This is a genomic window from Pseudophaeobacter sp. A-200-2, assembly GCF_041008815.1.
Classification (GTDB): domain Bacteria; phylum Pseudomonadota; class Alphaproteobacteria; order Rhodobacterales; family Rhodobacteraceae; genus Phycobacter; species Phycobacter gallaeciensis_A.
This window is the reverse complement of sequence record NZ_JAXGFU010000006.1, coordinates 109,626-129,215: the sequence shown is the minus strand read 5'-3', so window position 1 is coordinate 129,215 and position 19,590 is coordinate 109,626. Positions and strand designations below refer to the sequence as shown.

Here is a 19,590-nt window from a genome sequence, read left to right as displayed (position 1 = left end):
TTTCCCCACCATCGCGCGGCCTACGGGCACTAGTCAAACCCCATTCGCAGATAGCAGCCCCAGATGCGGGAAATATGACGCGCCGGTGGGGTCTTTACGCAATTGTGAAGGCGCTCGAGCCGTTTTCGCTATTCGCTACACATTTGCGTAAAAGTCTGACACATCTGCACGGGATTGGCCGCCGTGCGGCCATGGCGTGCAAGGAGACCGTAACATGATCACCCGTCTGGACCTTTTTATCGATCGCATGGTGTCCCAGCGTGCCTGTCTGGATTACGCCATTGCCGAAACCGCTGGTATGAGCGGCCCGGTCTTTGAGCTGGGGCTTGGGAACGGGCGCACCTACCACCACATGAAGCACAATATCACCGGCCGGGATATCTATGTCTTCGAACGCGCTGTTGCCTCGCATCCTGACAGCACCCCGCCCGAGGATCTGACGATCCTTGGCGATGTGCGTGAAACGCTACCGGCAGCCGTGGAACGGTTCGGTGCGACCGCCAGTCTGATCCACGCGGATCTGGGCGGTCACAACCGCGCCAAGAACGATGCCTTTGCCCGGCTGGTGTCGCCGCTCATCGAACCGCTGCTGGCGGTGGGCGGCATGATGGTGTCCTCGGACCGGATGTATTTTGACAGCTTGCGCGAAATGCCCCTGCCGCCGGACGCGGTCGAGGGGCGCTGCTTCATCTACCGCCGCGACTCCTGATCCGCGCGACGCTCCGTCATGCTGGCCTCACGTGCTGCCCTGCCCCTAGGCTGGCAGTAACAGAGGGAGGCCGCCATGATTTTCTACGATTGCTCCACCGCGCCGAACCCGCGTCGGGCGCGGATGTTTCTTGCGGAGAAAGGGCTGAGCCCTGAAACCCATGACATTTCCATCGCCAAGGGTGAGCAGCTGGACGCGGCCTTTCTGGCGGTGAACCCGCGCGCGACGATCCCGGTTCTGGTCACTGATACGGGCACTGTCCTGACCGAGAACCTTGGCATTGCCGCCTATCTGGAGGCGGCGCATCCGGAACCGCCGTTGATGGGACGCACCGCCGATGAAAAAGGCCTGGTGCTGATGTGGAATGCCATCGTGGAACAGCAGGGCGGTGCCCCCGTGGCCGAGGCGCTGCGCAACAGCCACCCGGCGTTTGAAAACCGCGCCATTCCGGGCCCTGATCACTATGCCCAGATCCCTGAGCTGGCCGAACGCGGACAGGCGCGGACTGCACGGTTCTTTGATCTCTTGGAAGAGCGTCTGCAGGACAGCCCCTTCCTTGCCACTGATCATTTCACGCTGGCGGATATCTCGGCCTTCGTCTTTGTTGATTTTGCTCGCGTGATCAAGATGCGCGTGCCCGAAGCCAACACGGCCACGCTGGCCTGGCAAGAGGCCATTCGGGAGCGTCCAAGTTCGCAGTTGTAGGCCGGGAGGGCAGAGGAGGAGGTCGCGCGCAGCGATGGCACGTCCTGACAGCCCGAGTTCGGAGCCAATATCAGAATTAATCACGCGCTACTTGCGCCCTATTCGCGCTTGAAAAGCGTCAAATTCCGTGTCGGTTACGCGATAACTCTGCTTTGCCATTTTCGGTGCTGCAAGCGCCTTGTAGAATCGTTGGGCACCTTCGTTGGTGCCGTCTGTGGCCCAGTCAAAACGGGTGCAGCCCTCGCGACGTGCCACATCGATGAGGGCGGATAACAATGCTTTTCCGACACCTTTCTGTCGTGCGCTCGGTGAAACAAATAACTCTTTCATCACCAACGATATGCCCGGGCCTGCCGGGAAGCTTAGTCCCCATGTGGCGAACCCGACGGGCTGGGTGCCATCAAAGGCCAGATGGCACGCCATGTGCCTTTCGGCGCGGAGCAGTGCAAGCACCCGCTCTTCTTGATCATGGGTGGCCGGGGCAATCTGGTAATACGCGAGGCAGGCCCGGTGAAGAGTGCGGAACGCCTCTGCATCTTCTGCCCTGAACGCTCGGACTGTCACGCTCATTGGTTTTTCTCCAAGGCAATCGGGCGGGTAGTCTCGTTTCCCTTGCGGTGGCAGATGGCATGACCGCGGATGTTCTCGCAGCATCGCACTGTGCAGGCATTGCTCATTTCATGTCACCTTCGAAACCGTCTCAGCGTGAAGGCTCGCATACATAATGTGGGGGCTCAATGACCGTTCATTTGCAGGCGGTGCGGGCCCGCGCGATGGACGGACACGATTTCGAGAGCCCAGGTGCCCTGGCCTTAAACTGAGACAAATGTCGCAACACCGTCAAATGCGGTGGACAAGGCGCGGTGGGCGCCGCAGGATGTTTGGTGCCCTGATTGGCGCACGTCACGAGGTGTTCTGTCCATGCCCCCCAAACCGATCCTGCACCGGGATGATCCCACCGCCGAACCCCTGACCGGCAACGTCAAGGTTACCCGGGCCGACTGGCTGAATGTGGCGATGGATGTGCTGATCAGCCACGGGGTTGAGCAGGTCAAGGTGCTGGCCCTGGCCGAGCGCATGGGCGTGTCGCGTTCCTCCTTCTACTGGTATTTCAAATCGCGGCAGGATCTGCTGGATGCGCTGTTGCAGACGTGGGAGCAGACCAATACCGCCGCGATGGTTGCCCAGACCGAAGCCCCTGCCGCCGCGATCACGGGTGCGGTGCTGAACGTCTTTCACTGCATTGCCAACCCGGATCTGTTCAATACCGCGCTCGATTTCGCGGTGCGGGACTGGGCGCGGCGCTCGGGCAAGGTGCGCAGCCTGCTGGACCGTTCCGATGCACGGCGGGTGAAAGCGCTTAGCGACATGTTCTCCCGCTATGGCTATCCGGAGCTGGAGGCAAAGACCCGGGCCAAGGTTCTTTACTACATGCAGCTTGGCTATGACATGGCGGAGCCGAACGAGAGCCATAAGGAACGGTTGCAGATGACGCCTCATTACCTGCGGGTCTTCACCGGCAAAGAACCCCTGCCGGAGGAGCTGGAAGAATTCGCCGTCTACACGGAAAGATACTGGGACGTCTGAAGCAGCCGGGTCCGGTGGCCATCGCCTAGGCGGGGCTGGGCACAGGCGGCTGACAAATCTCCCAAAACCGGAAAAGAGAGGTCAGCAGCGTCTTCAGCTCGGCCGCACCTTGGGGCTTGATGAAATATCCGCTGACATTGTGCTTATAAGCCTCGGCAATGTCCGCGTGATTGTCTGATGTGGTGAACATGAAGACGATCTGATCTGCCGTGTCCGGGTTGGCGCGCAGGGCGCTCAGAAAATCATGGCCGTTCATGCGCGGCATATTGATATCCAGCAGGATAAGGAACGGGCTTTCGATTGATATTCCCGGGGCTGTGCCCGCCAGGATATCCAGTGCTTCGACGCCGTCACGCGCCCGCACGACGGTTGCCGGAAGATCAAGCCGTTTCAAAGTACGTTCCAGGATCATCGCATCCAGGTCGCTGTCTTCGACCAGAAGGATGTTCATTTCAGTTGGCATACAGGCAGGCCCTTTCCGAACCGTCTGGTGTGCGTGTCCCGGCACTGCTTGGCCGGTTTCCCAAGGCGCGTTGCGTCCTTATCGGAACGAAGTCACCCATCGTTCGAAAATTATGCATTTCTGTGGCTACTTTTACAATTGCCAATCCGGCACTGGCCGCAATCGGTCGCACTGTGCAGCCCGATGGGAGAGGCGTTTTCAATCCGGGGCAGTGGAAAGCTGTGCTGGATAAGCAAGAGTTTTGGATCAAAAAAGGGCGCGCTGCGCAGAGGCAGGCGCGCCCTTGATCGGGAGAGACGGCACTCAGAGCTGGCCGAGCTGTTGGTCGACCACTTGGCGCACCTTGGCGGCGGCCTCCATGCGGACTGGGCCATAGCCCCGGATCTCCATCGGTGCTGCCAGGATGTCGGCGCAGGTGTCGTGCCGGTCCGCGCCATAGGCACGTGCGACCTTGGTCATCGCCGCCTCGTACCAGTCCAGAAGGTCGCGGTGCAGGCGGGCCTCGGCGTGATAGCCAAAGGGGTTGAACGCGCTGCCACGCAGGCCCTTGGCCTTGGCCATCACCGACAAGGCCGGGCGTAGCCAGGCGCCAAAGGCGCTTTTCTTCGGGCGGCCCCGGCTGTCCTTGCCACGCGCCAGCAGCGGCGGGGCAAGGTGGTATTTGACTGAATAGTTGCCGTCGAATTCCGACGCGATCTGCTCCTTGAAACTGTCTGCGGTCAGCAGGCGGGCGACTTCGAATTCATCCTTATAGGCCATCAGCTTGAACAGCGACTTTGCCGCGCGCGTCACCAGATCGTCCTGCACGTCCGCAGGCAGGGAACTGCGCAGCCGGTCCAGCATGTTGCGGTAGCGCTCTGCATAGGCAGCGTCCTGATACTCGGTCAGGAAGGCCGCGCGCCGGTCGATCATCTGCTCCAGCGTTTCAGCCTCTTCCGGGGTTTCGTCGTAGAACTGGCTGACAAGCGCGGGATCCACCGCCATGGCGCGACCGATAGCAAAGGCGAGGTGGTTCTTGTCGATGGCCACGCCGTTGAGTTCGATTGCTTGGCTGAGGGCCGCACCGCTGACCGGCACCAGCCCCTTTTGCCAGGCAAAGCCCAGCATCATCACATTGGCCAGAACCGCATCGCCCAAGAGCGCCTCGGCCGCCTCGTTGGCATTGAAGCCCGATAGGTTCTGGGCGCCAACCACCGCCTCGATCTCCTTTTCGCGCAGACCGGTCATCAGGTCGGCATCGCGGCGCAGCACCAGATCGCCGGTGGGCATTTCGGCGCGGTTCAGCACCACCTTGGTGCCCGCGCGATAATGGGCCGAGGCCTTGGGGGCGGAGGACACCACCACATCGCAGCCGATCACCGCATCGGCGGCGGCCTGATCGATACGCACCTGGTTCAGCGTTTCGGGCGCGTTCGACAGGCGGATATAGCTGAGGACGGTGCCGAATTTCTGCGCAAAGCCGGTGAAGTCCAGCACGCTGGATCCCTTGCCCTCAAGGTGCGCGGCCATGGTGATCAGCGCGCCGACGGTCACAACGCCTGTGCCGCCCACCCCGGTGACGAGCAGATCGAACGGCTCGGCGAGGGAGGGAAGGTCCGGGGCGGGCAGGCGGGCCGTCAGCTGGTCTGCATCCAGACCGGCGGGCTGCTTCTTGCGCCGCTCGCCACCCTCAACGGTGACAAAGCTGGGGCAAAAGCCGTTGAGACAGGAGAAATCCTTGTTGCAGGAGGAGAGGTTGATCTTGCGCTTGCGTCCAAAGGGCGTCTCTTTCGGCTCTACACTCAGGCAGTTGGATTCCACCGAGCAATCGCCGCAGCCTTCGCAGACCAGATCGTTGATGAAGGCGAATTTCTTCGGGTCTTCCATCTTGCCGCGCTTGCGGCGGCGGCGTTTCTCGGTGGCGCAGGTCTGTTCATAGATCAGCACGGTGACACCGGGGATCTCGCGCAACTCGCGCTGTACCGCGTCCATTTCGCCCCGGTCGTGGAACGAGGTTCCGGCGGGGAAATCGGCGTGGTTGAACTTGCCGATATCGTCCGAGACCAGTGCGATGCGGTCCACGCCTTCGGCGCGGCAGGTCTGGGCGATGCCCGAAACGCTGACCGGCCCGTCCACCGGCTGACCACCTGTCATGGCGACCGCGTCGTTATAGAGGATCTTGTAGGTAATGTTGGTTTTTGCCGCGACCGCCTGCCGGATCGCAAGGCTGCCCGAGTGATACCAGGTGCCTTCGCCCAGGTTCTGGAACACATGCTTGCCGCCGTTGAACTGCGAGGCCACCGCCCATGGCACACCTTCGCCGCCCATCTGGGCATAGCCTGCGGTTTCCCGGTCCATCCAGCTGGCCATGACGTGGCAGCCGATGCCGGAGAATGCCTTGGAGCCCTCGGGCAGCTTGGTCGAGGTGTTGTGCGGGCAGCCCGAGCAGAAATAGGGCGTGCGGGTGGCGCCGGGCACGTTGATCAGCTTGGGCGGCTCAGCGGTCAGCGCGGCGGCCTTGGCGGGCAGGTTTTCTTCCGGGAAGAAGGCATCCAGACGCGCGGCGACGATGGGCGCCAGCATCAGCGGGCTAAGTTCCCCGGTCCATGGGATCAGCGGCTCGCCCGCGCTGTCGTATTTGCCGACCATTTTCTTGGGTTTGTCGCCAGGCCAGTCGTAGAAATATTCCTTGAACTGGCTTTCGATGATGCCGCGTTTTTCCTCTACGACCAGTACCTCTTCCTTGCCGTTCACAAAGCGCAGCGCCTCGGGGCGGGCCAGCGGCCAGACCATGCCTACCTTGTAGATGTCGATACCCAGTCGGCGACAGGCGGCCTCGTCCAGACCCAGAAGGCGCAGCGCCTCCATCAGGTCGAGATGCCCCTTGCCGGTGGTGACGAAACCGAACTTGGCATCCTCGACGTCATAGATGCGCCGGTCGATCGGGTTGGCCTCGGCAAAGGTGCGCACCGCCTTGATCTTGGCCTGTATGCGGGTTTCGATCTCGGGCGAGGGCAGATCGGCGCGGCGGATGTGCAGCCCGCCGGGGTAGGGCGGCAGCTCGGGCAGAACAAATTCACGGTCCGGCTGCAATTCCACGGACCGCGCGCTTTCCACGGTTTCCGACACGGCCTTGAAGCCGACCCAGGTGCCGGAATAGCGCGACAGGGCAAAGCCGTATTCGCCAAATGTCAGGAATTCGGAGACATCCGCCGGGTTCAGCACCGGCATGAACCAGGCCATGAAGGCCACGTCCGACTGGTGCGGCATCGAGGAGCTGACGCAGCCGTGGTCATCGCCTGCCACCACCAGCACGCCGCCCTTTTCGGACGATCCATAGGCGTTGCCATGCTTCAGTGCATCGCCAGAACGGTCGACGCCCGGCCCCTTGCCGTACCACATGGAAAAGACGCCCTCGACCTCGCAATGGGGATCCAGAACCGCCTGCTGCGCGCCCAGAACGGCGGTGGCGCCCAGATCCTCGTTCACGGCGGGCATGAATTTGACCTTGGCCTCTTCCATCCGCTTGCGAGAGCGCCAGAATTCCAGATCGACGGCGCCAAGAGGCGAGCCGCGATAGCCCGAAACGAAACCGGCGGTGTTCATCCCGGCGTTCTGATCGCGGCGGGACTGGTCCAGCATGATCCGCGCCAACGCCTGCGTGCCGGTCAGGAACACGCGGCCCTTGGTCATCTCGTAACGGTCATCGAGCTGGTAGCTGCGGAAGTCGTGGCTCAGCTTGGTCATCGGGGAGTCCTCGCGCGGATAGTCTGTGATCGCGAAAGGATAATCCATTTAGGGCGGAAAATTTTGCCGCATCTACTGGCGTTTTGGCAATTTGTGGATAAATTAACCGGTGTTGATCGCTATTTTGAACTGGATAACCGTTACAATGAAGCTGGACGACCGCGACCGCCGTATATTGACCCTGTTGCAGGAGGATTCGCGTATTTCCAATGCGGATCTGGCCGAGGCGGTAGGCATGTCTCCTTCTGCCCTGTGGCGGCGGGTGCGCGCGCTGGAAGAGGCCGGTGTGATCGAACGCTATGGCGCGGTGGTGAATGCGGCGGCCATGGGGCTTGGCTTTCACGCCATGGTGCATGTGCAGCTGACGCGGCATGATCCGGAAAAGCTGAAGGAGTTCATCCGCGCGGTTGAGAACAATTCGCTGGTGCAGGAGTGTTTTGCGACCACCGGCCAGTCGGATTATCACCTGCGGGTTCTGGCGCCGGATCTGGAGGCCTATAATCGGTTTCTGGAAGAGTTCCTGTTCCGCCTGCCTGCGGTGGCCAGCGCCCAGACCAACGTGGTCCTGCGCACGATCAAGCGGGACAGACCGGTTGTACCTTAGGCCGGTTGTGCCCTAGGTCGCGTATTTCAGCCAAGCGGCGGCCATGGCGATATAGGTCAGCTGGTGCAGCGCCTGATCGGTACCGGCAGCGCGCCAGAAAGCCGCCTGCTGCGGCGTCAGTTGCTTGCTGTCGGAATAGCGCGCCTTGCAGTAGTCGATGTTGAAATGCACGATCCATTCCAGCACGCAGGTGATCAGGATGAACAGGACGGGCGCGCCCATCAGCACGAAGACCAGAATGGAACCCAGCGTGTGAACTCCGGCATGCTGCGCACGACCGCTGTGCAGGTATTCGCCGCGCCCCGACAGCATCTTTGGTGTCTGCAGAAAGAAATCTGCGAACATATGTTTGACCTGCATCAGGCAGAGCAGCAGCAATAATGTTCCGGTATGCTCCGGCAAAACAGTCCCCTGTCATCTATACTGTCCGGGAACCTTACGTTTTTTTGCCGCCATGGCAAATGCTGCGTGCCCTAGTGCCGCGACGACAGGCCAAAACGGGCTTTGGTGCAGTTGCCATTGCCTGTCACAGGTAAACCGCGCTAGGCATATGCTGTACCGAATTTCAGACGCCTATCCGGAGCTGTCTCATAGAACGTTCTTTGTTCCGTTTTATCTGGAAGTATTCCAAACGTGATCAGCTCGTGCTTCTGGTGGTCACGGCCTGCCTGTTTCCGCTTTTGTACCTGACACTGGAACTGCCCAAGCGTATTATCAACGATGCCATTGGTGCCGAGACCGACACGATTGCGGTGTTGGGGTATTCCTTCGATAAGCTGACTTTCCTGTGGATTCTTTGTGTGGCCTTTCTGGTGTCGGTGCTGATGCACGGTCTGCTGAAAATGCGGATCAACACCATGAAGGGGGTTCTGGCCGAACGGATGTTGCGCCGGTTCCGCTATCAGCTGATCGCCCGCGTTTTGCGGTTCCCGCAGCCTTATTTCGAACGGGTCAGCCAGGGCGAACTGGTGTCGATGGTGACATCGGAATCCGAGCCGATGGGCGGTCTGATGGGCGATGCCGTCAGCCAGCCGGTGTTGCAGGCCGGGCAAATGCTGACCATCCTCTATTTCCTGTTTGTGCAAAGCTTCTGGTTCGGTCTGGCCGCCGTGGCACTGATCCCGCTTCAGGGCTGGTTGATCCCGATGCTGCAGCGGCGCATCAACCTTCTGAACAAGGAACGCATCAAAGAGGTGCGGGCGCTGGCCTCGGAAATCGGCGAAAGCGCAGCAGGTGCCGCCACGCTGCGCATCAATGGCGGCTGGCGCTACCGGATGGCGGTGATCACCGACCGGCTGGGGCGGCTTTATGATATCCGTTTCGATATCTACCAGAAAAAATTCTTCATGAAGTTCCTCAACAACTTCATCACCCAGCTGACGCCATTCTTCTTTTACGCCGTGGGCGGCTTTCTGGTGCTGCAGGGCAAGGTGTCGCTGGGCGCGCTGGTGGCGGCGCTGGCGGCGTACAAGGATATCGCCTCGCCCTGGAAGGAACTGCTGACCTATTACAACCAGACGCAGGACATGTCGCTGCGCTGGGAGGTGATCCTGGAACGTTTCGCGCCGCCGGGCATGGTCGATGAAGCGCTGATGACCGGCGAACCTGACGATATTCCGCGCCTCAAGGGCGATATCGAGCTGAAAGACGTCAGCGTGCGCGACGCCGATGGCAATCTTGTGCTGGAGGATCTTACCGCCACGCTGCCTGCCGGGAAGGTCATCGGCATTGCCGCCCCGTCCGAGGAAGACCGCCGCGCCATGGCCGAATTGCTGACCCGTGAAGTGCTGCCTGCGGCGGGCGCCGTGACGGTCGCAACCTTTGATCTGCGCGAGGTGCATCAGGCCATCGTTGCTTCGCGCATCGGTCATGCGACCTCGCGGCCGGTTCTGTTTCGGGGCTCTTTCGGGGACAACGTCATGATGCCGATGCGGCAACGCCCGCAGGGTGAGGCCCGCGACATGTTGCAGCTGGATGCGGCGTTGAGGGCGGGCAACAGTCCCGACCCCTACGATGCGGCCTGGCTGGACCCATCGCTTGCGGGTTTTTCGACCGAGGCGGAATTGCGCGACTGGTGGGTGCAACTGGTGTCGGGCATCGGCACCGATACCGCCCTGTTCCGGCGCGGCATGGACCAGAAATTCGACAGCAACGCGCATCCGCGCCTGACCGCCAGCCTGATCGAGCTGCGCCCCAAGGTGCAGGCGGCCATTGAAAAGGCTGGACTGGAGGCGCAAGCGCATTTCTTTGCACCAGACCGCTATAACCCTGCGCTGCCGGTGGCGGAAAACCTGCTGTATGCCACCCTGCGCGAGCCGATCACCGAAGCGGTGCTGAAACGCCACGTCAATTTTCTGGACCGGCTGCGCGAGCTGAAGCTGGACACCGACCTTGTGACGCTGACACAGGACGTGGTGGACATGCTGCGGCAGATCTTTGGTATCGATGGTACCGGCCATCCGCTGTTCCGCAAACTGGGGCTGGAACCGTCGGCCTATGAGGCGGCGCTTGCGCTGGTGGACAAGACCCGCAGCAAGGGCGTCGATGCGCTGGACCGGGACGAGCTGGCGCAGATGCTGATCGTGCCCTTCAGCATCTCAGCCGAGCAGATCGGCCCGGCCTTCAGTCAGGAAATGCAGGACCGCATCCTGCAGTTCCGCCGTAGCCACGCGGACGAGCTGATGGAAACGCTTGAGGACATCTTTGTCCGTATCGACGACAGCAGCTTTGCTCCCGGTCTGACGGTGATGGAGAACGCCATGTTCGGCAAGATCTCCGATACTGCCGGCGCCCGCGGTGACGAGCTGCGCAAGCTGGTGTCGGACGTGCTGGTGGAAAATGGCACCCGCAACATGGTGGTCGAACTGATCTTTGATCTGCCGGTGGCGCTGGGCGGGCAGGGCCTGCCTGCCAGTTTTGCCGAACCGCTGGCCTTTGCCCGTGCGACGATCAAACGGCCCGATATCCTGATCCTGGAATCGGCGCTGGCGAGTTACGATCTGGAAACCCGCGTTTCGGTGCACAAGAACCTGCGCAAGCTGCTGCCGGAGACGACGCTGGTCTATCTCGACAGCGATTTCGAACGCTCCGAAGTCTTCGATGTTTTCTACCAGTTGCGCCAGGGGCGGCTGGTCAGCGACCAGATGCAGGAGGCCGCCGTGGCCGACAGCGCCGCCAGCCAGGATCTGGCGCGAAAACTGCGGGCGCTGGAACAATCAGAGCTTTTCTCAGGTCTCAACCGGCGTCAGCTGCGGCTGCTGGCCTTTGGCGCGCGCTGGTACGAGGCCAAGGCGGGCGATGCGGTCTTTTTGAAAGACGACGATGCCAGCGACGGTGCCTATATGATCACCGAAGGCGAAGCGGGGCTGTTCCTGCCACAGGATGGCGAAGAGGACCGGTTGATTGCCACGGTTGGCCCGGGGCGGCTGGTCGGGGAACTGGGGCTGATCCGCAAGGAGCCCCGTGCGCTCAGCATGATCGCGCAGACGGATTTGACCTGTCTGCGTATCGGCGAGGAAGAGTTCCTCGCCGTGGTGGAAAACGACGCCGCGACGGCCTTTAAGCTGTTGCAGGTGGTGGCCGGCTACGTGTCGAGCTGATCTGACGAAGACAACCAACAAGACGGGAAGAATAGAATGAAACTGCTGCGATATCGCGTGGGAGACACTGTGCGTCCGGGGATGCTGGCGGCCGATGGAACGGTCCGCGATCTGTCGGATCATGTAGAGGATATCACAGGCGCAACCCTGGATGATGCCGCGCTGGCGAAGATGGCGGCACTGGATGTGGCGGCCCTGCCAGTGGTCGAAGGCGATGTGGACCTGGCGCCCTGCGTCGGCGGCGTGGGCAAGTTCCTCTGCATCGGTCTCAACTATTCGGACCACGCCGAAGAGGCCGGGATGCCGATCCCCGAACATCCGATCCTGTTCATGAAAGCGACCTCGGCCATTGTCGGCCCCAATGACGATGTGGTGCTGCCGCGCGGCTCGGTCGCCGGCGACTGGGAGGTCGAACTGGGCGTGGTGATCGGAAAGACCGCCAAATACGTGAGCGAAGAAGACGCGCTGGATTATGTGGCCGGGTATTGCGTGGTCAACGATGTGTCCGAGCGGGATTTCCAGATCAAGCTGACCGGGCAATGGACCAAGGGCAAAAGCTGTGACACCTTTGGTCCGATCGGCCCCTGGCTGGTGAGCCGGGACGAGGTTGCCGATCCGCAGAACCTGTCGCTGTCCTGCGATGTGAACGGTCAGCGCATGCAAAGTGGCACCACCGGCAAGATGATCTTCTCGGTGGCGGAAATCATTGCCCACCTCAGTCAGTTGATGACCCTGCATCCGGGCGATGTGATCGCGACAGGAACCCCGCCGGGCGTCGGCATGGGGATCAAGCCTGATCCGATCTATCTGAAACCGGGCGACGTGATGGAGCTGGAAATCGAAGGTCTGGGCCGTCAACGGCAGACCGTGCGTGCGGACGACTGATCCGGGCGTTCTGAGAAACCACCATTGAAAGGCAGGCGGGGCACTCCCGCCTGGTTTCGGCCATTCAGGGAATGCCCTGTGCCAGTTGGGCGTGGCGCGGCGAAGCCGCGCCACGCCCAAAGCGTGTCTGGGGCTTTGCCGCAGGCAAGGGATCTGACAGGCACGGGAGCACCCGCGTCCTTGTCGAACGGGGTCAGGTGCCGTGGGTCTCAAACCCAGCGGGTTTGATCCGGTGTAGTCTTGGAATGGAGACGTCTGTGGGCCGCTCGGTGCCGGGCGCAGTGGGTGCTTATTCCGGGCCGCAGAACTGGCGGTAGAGCAGCGCGATGATCTCTTCGGTGTTCCGGTCCTTCAGGGAATAGAAGATCGTCTTGCCGTCGCGGCGGGTTTCGACCAGCCCCTCGTCGCGCAGTCGCGCCAGCATCTGGCTGACGGCGGCCTGACGCATATTCAGCAGCGCTTCCAATTCGCCGACGGATTTCTCACCGGTGCCGAGATGGCACAGGATCATCAACCGCCCTTCATGGGCCAGCGTCTTAAGGAAAGACGCGGCATCGGCGGCGCGCTGGGCCATGTCGATCGGGGTATCCGGCGACATCGTATCGGGATGCTGAATGGTCACGTGTCCGGGGTCCTGCGATAAATGATGGACCGTATAATGCCCCATTTTGTCCCTGTTGCACAAGCCATCGATGAAACAGAGTCACTCGGGCAGCGGCGGGGCGCCTCCGGCAAAGGCATTTCCCTTGGCATAGTCGCAGGGCGCCTCTTGCATGTTGAGGTGCAGATCATCACCGGTAAAGGGATTGGCGCGGGCCAGATCCTCGTCCACCTCGATGCCCAGACCGGGGGCCTCGGGCGGCCGGATGAAGCCTTCTTCGACGCGGATCGCCCCTTTGATCAGGGCGTCGTGGAAGGGGGTTTCGATGGTTTCGGCCATCAGGATATTCGGAATCGAGGCCGCCAGATGTATATTCGCGGCCCATTCCACCGGCCCAGCATAAAGATGCGGCGCCATCTGCGCGTTGAAGGCCTCGGCGATGGCGGCAACCTTCTTCATCTCCCAGATGCCGCCGGCCCGTCCCAGCGCCGGTTGCAGGATCTCGGCAGCGCCCGCACGCAGCACCGCGCCAAACTCGGCCTTGGTGGTCAGCCGCTCGCCGGTGGCAACCGGGATGCGCACCTGCCGGGCGACGCGGGCCATGTCCTCGATATTGTCGGGGGGCGTGGGTTCTTCGAACCACAGCGGCGAATAGGGCTCCAGCGTCTGGCCCAGCCGTACGGCGCCTGCGGTCGAGAACTGGCCATGGGTGCCGAACAGCAGATCCGCACGGTCGCCGACCGCCTCCCGGATCGCCTTGCAAAAGGCGACCGACTGGCTGATGTCGCGCATCGCGGGCATATGGCCGCCGCGCATCGTATAGGGGCCTGCGGGGTCAAATTTCACCGCCGTATAGCCCCTCAGCACCATTTCGGTGGCGCTTTCGGCGGCCATATCGGGCGAGGTCCAGAAGGCGGCGATGTCGTGATGGGGCAGCGGATAAAGATAGGTATAGGCGCGGATGCGATCGTTCATCCGCCCGCCGAGCAGTGCATGCACCGGGCGGTCCCTGTCCTTGCCCAGAATGTCCCAGCAGGCGATTTCCAAGCCGGAAAAGGCACCCATGACCGTCAGATCGGGACGCTGGGAAAAACCCGAGGAATAGGCGCGGCGGAACATCAGCTCGATGTTTTCCGGATTCTCGCCCGCCATATGCCGGTCAAAGACATCGCGGATCACATGGCTCATGGCGTCCGGCCCGATCGAGGCGGCATAGCATTCGCCCCAGCCGGTGATCCCGGTGTCGGTGGTCACTTTAACGAGGATCCAGTAGCGCCCGCCCCAACCCGGGGCAGGCGGTGCGGTGACGATGATGTCGAGGTTCTGCAGCTTCATGGGAGGACTCCTTTGGGCTGCGGCAGCCGTTAGTGGTTGAAGAGGATGACGTTGCGCCGGGCTGAGCCGGTCTTGGTATCGGCGATGGCCTCGTTGATCTGGTCAAGGCGCCAGCGGCCGGAGATCAGCTCGTCCAGTTTGAGCCGCCCCTGATCGTAAAGGTCGATCATCCAGGGGATATCGCGCTGGATCACCACATCGCCCATCTTGGAGCCGACCATGCCTTGACCGATGGCGGCCATTACGACGGGCTCGTATTCCGCCTTTTGGCCGGAATGCGGCATGCCGATCATCACCGCCTTGCCGCCCCTTCCCAGATAGCGCACGGCCTGATCATAGGCGGGGATGGCGCCTACAGTGACCAGCACCGCATCGGCCCCCTTGCCGCCAAGCGCTTTGTAAGCGGCGCGCCAGGGTGAGGCCTGGCTGCCGAGCACCCCGTGGGTGGCGCCGAATTCCTTGGCAACCTCCAGCTTTTCCTCGCTCATGTCGACGGCGACAATGCGGCGGGCGCCTGCGATGCGGGCGCCCTGAATGGCGTTGAGGCCAACGCCGCCGGCGCCGATTACCACCACGTCCTGCCCAGGGCGCAGACCGGCGGCATTGACCGCGGCACCAACGCCGGTGATCACCCCGCAGGAAATCAGCGAGGCGACATCCTTGGCCATGGTGTCGGGGATCTTCACGATCTGGCGCTGATCGACCACCACCTTTTCGGCGAAGGCACCGCAAGCCATGGCTTGTTCCAGCGGGCCGCCATCGGCGGTGGTGAGGGGGCCGTTTTTAACCCCGTCATAGGGCGTTTCGCAGATCGTCGGCTTGCCGCCTGCGCAGCTGGGGCAGGTGCCGCATGCGCGAATCAGGGTGACGACAACGCTGTCCCCCACTTCAAATCCGTTGACGCCGCCGCCAACCGCGGTGATCGTTCCGGCCGCCTCGTGGCCATAGACGGCAGGGAGGTGACCGCCCCAGGCGCCTTCGGCATAGGAAATATCGCTGTGGCAGATGGCCACCGCATCCAGCGTCACCTCGACCTCGCCCATGCGCGGGGCGGCCAGCTGAATCTCCTCGATGACAAGCGGACTGCCGAAGGCGTGGCAGACGGCGGCTTTGATGGTTTGCATGGTGCGTTCTCCCCGTTGGCCCGTGTTTTTTAGACCGTGCATTTTCCGCACGGTGACCCGGACAGTTGATTGTCGCAAGAGGAGAGTTGCAGGGGAGATTGCGCGTTTACGTGTGGGAACGGCTGGCGCGCAAGAACAGCAGACACCCACCCAACATCAGCACCAGCGCCAGCAGGAACGGCGCCCCCGGCAGGTAGATGGCGGTCTCGGCGCGGGTGAAATGGGCAAAGGTTAGCGTCATCATCATCGGAGAGATGATCATCGACAGGGCGTGTACGGCGGTCATCACCCCCTGTAGCTCCCCCTGTTGGTTGTCGTCCACCGCGCGGGACATGATCCCCTGCAATGCGGGCTGCACCACCGCGCCAAGGGCCGAGACCGGGATCAGCGCAAGCGCCAGCGACCCGCTGGTGATGAAGGCGAGAATGCCAAAGGCGACAAAGTCGAAGATCTGCCCCCAAAGCACGGTGCGTCGCTCGCCGAACCAGCGCACGCAGTGGCGCAAAAGCCAGCCCTGCACCAGCGCCATCGAGACGCCGTAGATGGCCAGTGACACGCCGATAACCTTGGTGTCCCAGCCAAACCGTTCGGCGGTGAAATAGGACCAGATCGACGGGTAAACGTAGATCGCCACGGAATAGAGGAAATAGACCCACAGAAGGTTGGCAATACCAGGAATGCGGGCCATGGCGCGAAAGGCGCCAAAGGGGTTGGCGCGGCGCCAGTCAAAGGCGCGGCGGGTCTTGTCGGTGACCGTTTCCCGCATCACGAACCAGCCAAGGGCAAAGTTCAGCGCTGACAGGGCGGCGGCGGCATAAAAGGGCGCCCGGGTGCCCATCTCGCCAAGCAGACCACCGATCAGCGGACCAAGCACGAAACCAGCGCCAAAGCCCGCGCCCAAGAGGCCAAAATTCGCAGCCTTTTCATGCGGTTTCGAGATATCGGCGATATAGGCGCCTGCGGTGGAGTGGGTGGCGGCGGTGATACCGCCGATGAGGCGTCCGGCCAGCAGCAGCCACAAGGACCCCGCCAATGCCATCACCAGATAATCCAGCGCCATCACGAATAGCGACACCAGCAGCACGGGACGGCGGCCAATTGCATCTGACAAGGAGCCCAGCACCGGGCTGAACAGGAATTGCATCACGGCAAAGACGGTGCTGAGAACGCCGCCCCAGATGGCCGCATCTGCCAGCGATCCGCCCTGCACCTCGACAATCAGGCTGGGCATGATCGGCATGATCAGACCGATGCCCATGGCATCGATCATCACGGTCAGCAGAACAAAAACCAGCGGCAGGCGCATCAGAAGGGCACCGCCCCGCGTCTGTTGTGCCTGCGTTTCATGAACGCGGGCACAGCCTCTGCCAAACCGTCTTTCCCGCGCCGCATCCTGATGTCTCTTTGCCGGTTAATTCTGGCCGCAGATTTCGGCGGCTTTTTCGGCAAAACGCAAGGCTTCCGCCGGGGCATGTCCCAGTTGCCGGACCGGATCGAACAGTGCCTCTGTGTCCAGATCGGCAAAGGTGCGCGCTGCAAGGGTGCTGAGTGGCGTTGCGGTCTCGTTGGCCTCCAGGCAGAGCTTTTTGACGGCGGCCTGCGCCTCCGGTCGGGGCATGCTGGCGGCGAGGGCAAAGCTCAGCGCCTCGGCGTGGATCATGTCCAGACCGCTGGCGAGCGCCGCATCCATGGCATCGGCGTTGGGGGTGATCCCGGCGCTCAGCTCCTTGGCCATGGCGGCGGCACTGGCCGCGCCCAGCACGATCTGTGGCAGGCACATCCATTCGGTGAACCAGGCGGCACCGTCGCGCTGATGCTGCTGCATGGCGGCGCCGTGCAGGACCGAGAGAAGCCCCGATCCCTGCCGCGCCAGCGCCACCAGCGCTGACGGTGCAACCGGGTTCTGTTTCTGCGGCATGGTCGATGAGGCACCTGCGCCGCCAAGGCGGATTTCCTGAATGCCGGTCTGCACCAGCGCGATGCAATCCTCACCCATCTTGCCAAGCGCCAGATTGACCCGCACCAGCCAGTCGGTGAGGCGCAGCACCGGGGTTCGGTCGCTGTGCCAGCTGCGTCCGGGATCGCCCAGAGACAGGCCTTCGGCCAGGGCAGTGCGGATCTGCGGCGCCTCGGGCCCCAGCGCCCCGGCAGTTCCGGCAGCACCAGAGAGTGAGACCAGCAGGCAGGACTGACGCAAGGCGGGCTGCTCTTCAAGAAGCGCGATCAGTGGCGCGCCCCAGGCGGAGACCACGGAGCCAAAACTGGTCGGGGTGGCATGCTGGCCATAGGTGCGGGCGGGCATCGGCAGCTCGGCATGGTCTTTGGCCAGTCGGGCCAGCGCCGTCAGCGCTGCTTTCAGATCGGTTTCAACCGCTGCCAGAACTTGCCGCAGCCGCAGCATCAGGCCGGTGTCCATGATATCCTGCGAGGTGGCACCCCAATGCACGTATTGCGCATGTTCCGGCGCGTTCATCTCGCTGCGCAGGGCGGCGACCAGTGCGGGCACCGGCACGCCGTTCTGTCCGGTGGCCTTGCGCAGCGCACCGGGATCTAGCGCGACTTCCATCACCGCCCGCTGGATGGCGGCGGCGCTGTCGGCAGGGATCACGCCCGCCGCGCCCTGCGCCTTGGCCAGCGCACCCTCGACCAGCAGCATGGCGCGGATTTCGGCGCTGTCGCTGAACAGGCGCGCAGCATCGCCCGCCGGGAAAAGATCGCCATAAAGCTGGCTGTCAAAGACCGATCCGGCCATGTCAGAGATCCTTTTCGATCTGGGTGAGCAGATCCGCCAGCGCATCCGGCGCGGCGAAGAACGGGGAATGAGAGGTCTGCATCACATGTACGCGGCCCTTGGGCCAGTCCTTGACCATATCGGCCTGATATTCCGGCGGAATGGTCTGGTCATTTGCACAGCGGATATAGGCCTTGGGCGTACCGTCCCAGTTGGCGCCCAGGGTCAGCGGCGTGTCCTGCGGACGGATCGCCTGCGGGCAAAGGCGTTCCAGCGCATAATCCACCGCCTCTTGCGGGCAGTCGTGGTAGAACAGGCGCGGCACCTCGGCGGGGTCAACGGTATAGCTGTTGCTGTCCTCGTCTTTGATCGCCGCATGGGCCAGCGTCTGGCGCGGGCCGCGCTTTCGCATGTCGATCATGGAAAGGCCCGAGACTGGCACATAGGCGCAGAGATAGATCAGCCCGCGCAGGCAGCTGGGTTCCTTTTCTGCGGCGGCCGAGATCGGAAAACCCGCCCAGGAATGGCCCAGCACGATGGTGTCCGGCCCGGCGGCCATCAGGATCGCCTCGGCGGTTTCCTCCAGCGTGACACTGGTCAGATCGCGCCCGTCGTTGTGGCCGGGCAGGTCGATGGCACGGGCGGTATGGCCGCGCGCCTCCAGCGCCGGGATCAGGTCGCGCCAGCACCAGGCGCCGTGGCAGGATCCGTGGATCAGCAGAAAGTCAGCCAATGTGTCCGATCTCCTTGAGGAAGGTGGTCAGCCGTTCGGTGTATTCATCGGGCTTTTCGACGCAAGGGATGTGGCCCGCGCGGCGGATCAGGTGGAATTGCGATCCGGGGATCAGATCGACGGTTTCGCGCACCAGATCGGGCGGGGTAGAGCCATCCTCGGCCCCGGCAAAGCCAAGGCAGGGCAGACGCAACCCGCTGGTGGGGGTGTAGAAATCGGTGCCCGCGATAGCGGCGCAGCAGCCCGCGTAACCGGCGCGCGATTGCTGCACCAGCATGTTGCGCCACAGGGTGAGTTCGGGTGTGGCGCGGAAATCCTTGCCGAACCAGCGTTCCATCACGTTGTCCGCCAGCGCCTCGATGCCCTGTTCCTCGACCGCCTTGATCCGTTCCTGCCACATCTCGGCGGTGCCGATCTTGGCGGCGGTGTTCGACAGTACCAGCGCGCGCACCTGATCGAGGCGTTTCACGGCCAGCCCCTGTGCGATCATGCCGCCAATGGAGAGGCCGACAAAGACGCAGTCGCGCACATTGAGATGATCCAAGAGCCGCTCGGCATCGCGTACCAGCGCGCCCATGGAATAGGGAGCGGGCGGAACGGTGGACAGACCATGCCCGCGCTTGTCATAGCGGATCACCTTCAGACCCGCAGGCAGGCGTTCGACCACCGCGTCCCAGACCCTGAGGTCGGTGCCCAGAGAGTTGGCAAAAACGATGGGCGCGCCGTCCGGATCGCCGTCGACACGGTAGTGCAGCTGGACATCGCCCAGATCCGCGATTTGCATGATA

The 19,590-nt window shown here is 62.5% G+C and carries 17 protein-coding genes; 6 read left to right on the top strand and 11 right to left on the bottom strand.

Annotation, left to right across the window (positions count from 1 at the left end; all coding sequences use genetic code 11):
- The first annotated feature begins 214 nt into the window (after positions 1-214).
- Together SM766_RS10855 and SM766_RS10850 are read left to right on the top strand one after the other, a co-directional pair.
- Positions 215-709, top strand: a complete 495-nt coding sequence (locus SM766_RS10855; RefSeq protein ID WP_368947785.1) for a class I SAM-dependent methyltransferase — start codon at positions 215-217, stop codon at positions 707-709.
- A 75-nt stretch (positions 710-784) separates the two neighbouring features.
- A complete protein-coding gene (locus SM766_RS10850) occupies positions 785-1,414 on the top strand; it encodes a glutathione S-transferase family protein (RefSeq protein WP_368947784.1) in 630 nt (209 codons plus the stop codon).
- 87 nt (positions 1,415-1,501) lie between these two features.
- Here the strand turns inward: SM766_RS10850 and SM766_RS10845 are convergent, their stop codons facing one another.
- Positions 1,502-1,984: a GNAT family N-acetyltransferase gene (locus SM766_RS10845; RefSeq protein ID WP_368947783.1), complete on the bottom strand. Its 483-nt coding sequence runs from the start codon at positions 1,982-1,984 to the stop codon at positions 1,502-1,504.
- Between the two features lie 351 nt (positions 1,985-2,335).
- Here SM766_RS10845 and SM766_RS10840 point away from each other — a divergent pair, with 351 nt between their 5' ends.
- Positions 2,336-3,001, top strand: a complete 666-nt coding sequence (locus tag SM766_RS10840) for a TetR/AcrR family transcriptional regulator (RefSeq protein ID WP_065272299.1) — start codon at positions 2,336-2,338, stop codon at positions 2,999-3,001.
- Between the two features lie 25 nt (positions 3,002-3,026).
- Here SM766_RS10840 and SM766_RS10835 read toward each other — a convergent pair whose 3' ends face one another.
- On the bottom strand, positions 3,027-3,464 hold the full coding sequence (locus tag SM766_RS10835) for a response regulator (protein ID WP_065272300.1): 438 nt from the start codon (positions 3,462-3,464) through the stop codon (positions 3,027-3,029).
- A gap of 303 nt (positions 3,465-3,767) precedes the next feature.
- Positions 3,768-7,190, bottom strand: coding sequence for an indolepyruvate ferredoxin oxidoreductase family protein (locus SM766_RS10830; protein ID WP_368947782.1), 3,423 nt, complete (start codon positions 7,188-7,190; stop codon positions 3,768-3,770).
- A gap of 145 nt (positions 7,191-7,335) precedes the next feature.
- On the opposite strand from SM766_RS10830, the gene SM766_RS10825 reads away from it, so the two are divergent.
- Positions 7,336-7,794, top strand: a complete 459-nt coding sequence (locus SM766_RS10825; protein ID WP_065272301.1) for an Lrp/AsnC family transcriptional regulator — start codon at positions 7,336-7,338, stop codon at positions 7,792-7,794.
- A gap of 12 nt (positions 7,795-7,806) precedes the next feature.
- Here SM766_RS10825 and SM766_RS10820 read toward each other — a convergent pair whose 3' ends face one another.
- Positions 7,807-8,154: a DUF3307 domain-containing protein gene (locus tag SM766_RS10820; protein WP_274829523.1), complete on the bottom strand. Its 348-nt coding sequence runs from the start codon at positions 8,152-8,154 to the stop codon at positions 7,807-7,809.
- Between the two features lie 242 nt (positions 8,155-8,396).
- Here SM766_RS10820 and SM766_RS10815 point away from each other — a divergent pair, with 242 nt between their 5' ends.
- Positions 8,397-11,393, top strand: a complete 2,997-nt coding sequence (locus SM766_RS10815) for an ABC transporter transmembrane domain-containing protein (RefSeq protein WP_065272302.1) — start codon at positions 8,397-8,399, stop codon at positions 11,391-11,393.
- Between the two features lie 36 nt (positions 11,394-11,429).
- Positions 11,430-12,278 carry a fumarylacetoacetate hydrolase family protein gene (locus SM766_RS10810; protein ID WP_368947781.1) on the top strand — a complete coding sequence of 283 codons (849 nt, stop codon included), beginning with the start codon at positions 11,430-11,432 and terminating at the stop codon, positions 12,276-12,278.
- Positions 12,279-12,567: 289 nt separating this feature from the next.
- On the opposite strand, the gene SM766_RS10805 is transcribed toward SM766_RS10810, so the two are convergent.
- The 7 genes from SM766_RS10805 to pcaD all read right to left on the bottom strand — a co-directional run bounded on the left by SM766_RS10805 (position 12,568) and on the right by pcaD (position 19,586).
- Positions 12,568-12,876: a metalloregulator ArsR/SmtB family transcription factor gene (locus tag SM766_RS10805; RefSeq protein ID WP_335645308.1), complete on the bottom strand. Its 309-nt coding sequence runs from the start codon at positions 12,874-12,876 to the stop codon at positions 12,568-12,570.
- Positions 12,877-12,981: 105 nt separating this feature from the next.
- Positions 12,982-14,214: a mandelate racemase/muconate lactonizing enzyme family protein gene (locus SM766_RS10800; protein WP_368947780.1), complete on the bottom strand. Its 1,233-nt coding sequence runs from the start codon at positions 14,212-14,214 to the stop codon at positions 12,982-12,984.
- 29 nt (positions 14,215-14,243) lie between these two features.
- Positions 14,244-15,338, bottom strand: coding sequence for a Zn-dependent alcohol dehydrogenase (locus SM766_RS10795; protein ID WP_368947779.1), 1,095 nt, complete (start codon positions 15,336-15,338; stop codon positions 14,244-14,246).
- Between the two features lie 106 nt (positions 15,339-15,444).
- Complete coding sequence (locus tag SM766_RS10790; RefSeq protein WP_368947778.1) at positions 15,445-16,644, bottom strand: TCR/Tet family MFS transporter; 1,200 nt, start codon at positions 16,642-16,644, stop codon at positions 15,445-15,447.
- A gap of 105 nt (positions 16,645-16,749) precedes the next feature.
- Entirely contained in the window at positions 16,750-18,090 is a 1,341-nt protein-coding gene (locus tag SM766_RS10785; RefSeq protein WP_368947777.1) for a lyase family protein, read from the bottom strand.
- 1 nt (position 18,091) lies between these two features.
- On the bottom strand, positions 18,092-18,802 hold the full coding sequence (locus SM766_RS10780) for an alpha/beta fold hydrolase (protein WP_368947776.1): 711 nt from the start codon (positions 18,800-18,802) through the stop codon (positions 18,092-18,094).
- The gene (gene pcaD, locus SM766_RS10775) at positions 18,795-19,586 is read right to left on the bottom strand and encodes a 3-oxoadipate enol-lactonase (protein WP_065272308.1); all 792 of its coding nucleotides are present in this window, start codon (positions 19,584-19,586) and stop codon (positions 18,795-18,797) included. The genes SM766_RS10780 and pcaD overlap by 8 nt, the downstream gene beginning before the upstream one ends.
- Positions 19,587-19,590: the final 4 nt, after the last annotated feature.

Coding starts and splice junctions, on each gene's coding strand:
- SM766_RS10830 (WP_368947782.1), bottom strand. CDS start 7,190: ATGACCAAGCTGAGCCACGACTTCCGCAGCTACCAGCTCGATGACCGT.
- SM766_RS10850 (WP_368947784.1), top strand. CDS start 785: ATGATTTTCTACGATTGCTCCACCGCGCCGAACCCGCGTCGGGCGCGG.
- SM766_RS10785 (WP_368947777.1), bottom strand. CDS start 18,090: ATGGCCGGATCGGTCTTTGACAGCCAGCTTTATGGCGATCTTTTCCCG.
- SM766_RS10825 (WP_065272301.1), top strand. CDS start 7,336: ATGAAGCTGGACGACCGCGACCGCCGTATATTGACCCTGTTGCAGGAG.
- SM766_RS10855 (WP_368947785.1), top strand. CDS start 215: ATGATCACCCGTCTGGACCTTTTTATCGATCGCATGGTGTCCCAGCGT.
- SM766_RS10835 (WP_065272300.1), bottom strand. CDS start 3,464: ATGCCAACTGAAATGAACATCCTTCTGGTCGAAGACAGCGACCTGGAT.
- SM766_RS10840 (WP_065272299.1), top strand. CDS start 2,336: ATGCCCCCCAAACCGATCCTGCACCGGGATGATCCCACCGCCGAACCC.
- SM766_RS10795 (WP_368947779.1), bottom strand. CDS start 15,338: ATGCAAACCATCAAAGCCGCCGTCTGCCACGCCTTCGGCAGTCCGCTT.
- SM766_RS10820 (WP_274829523.1), bottom strand. CDS start 8,154: ATGCAGGTCAAACATATGTTCGCAGATTTCTTTCTGCAGACACCAAAG.
- SM766_RS10805 (WP_335645308.1), bottom strand. CDS start 12,876: ATGTCGCCGGATACCCCGATCGACATGGCCCAGCGCGCCGCCGATGCC.
- pcaD (WP_065272308.1), bottom strand. CDS start 19,586: ATGCAAATCGCGGATCTGGGCGATGTCCAGCTGCACTACCGTGTCGAC.
- SM766_RS10845 (WP_368947783.1), bottom strand. CDS start 1,984: ATGAGCGTGACAGTCCGAGCGTTCAGGGCAGAAGATGCAGAGGCGTTC.
- SM766_RS10800 (WP_368947780.1), bottom strand. CDS start 14,214: ATGAAGCTGCAGAACCTCGACATCATCGTCACCGCACCGCCTGCCCCG.
- SM766_RS10790 (WP_368947778.1), bottom strand. CDS start 16,644: ATGCGCCTGCCGCTGGTTTTTGTTCTGCTGACCGTGATGATCGATGCC.
- SM766_RS10810 (WP_368947781.1), top strand. CDS start 11,430: ATGAAACTGCTGCGATATCGCGTGGGAGACACTGTGCGTCCGGGGATG.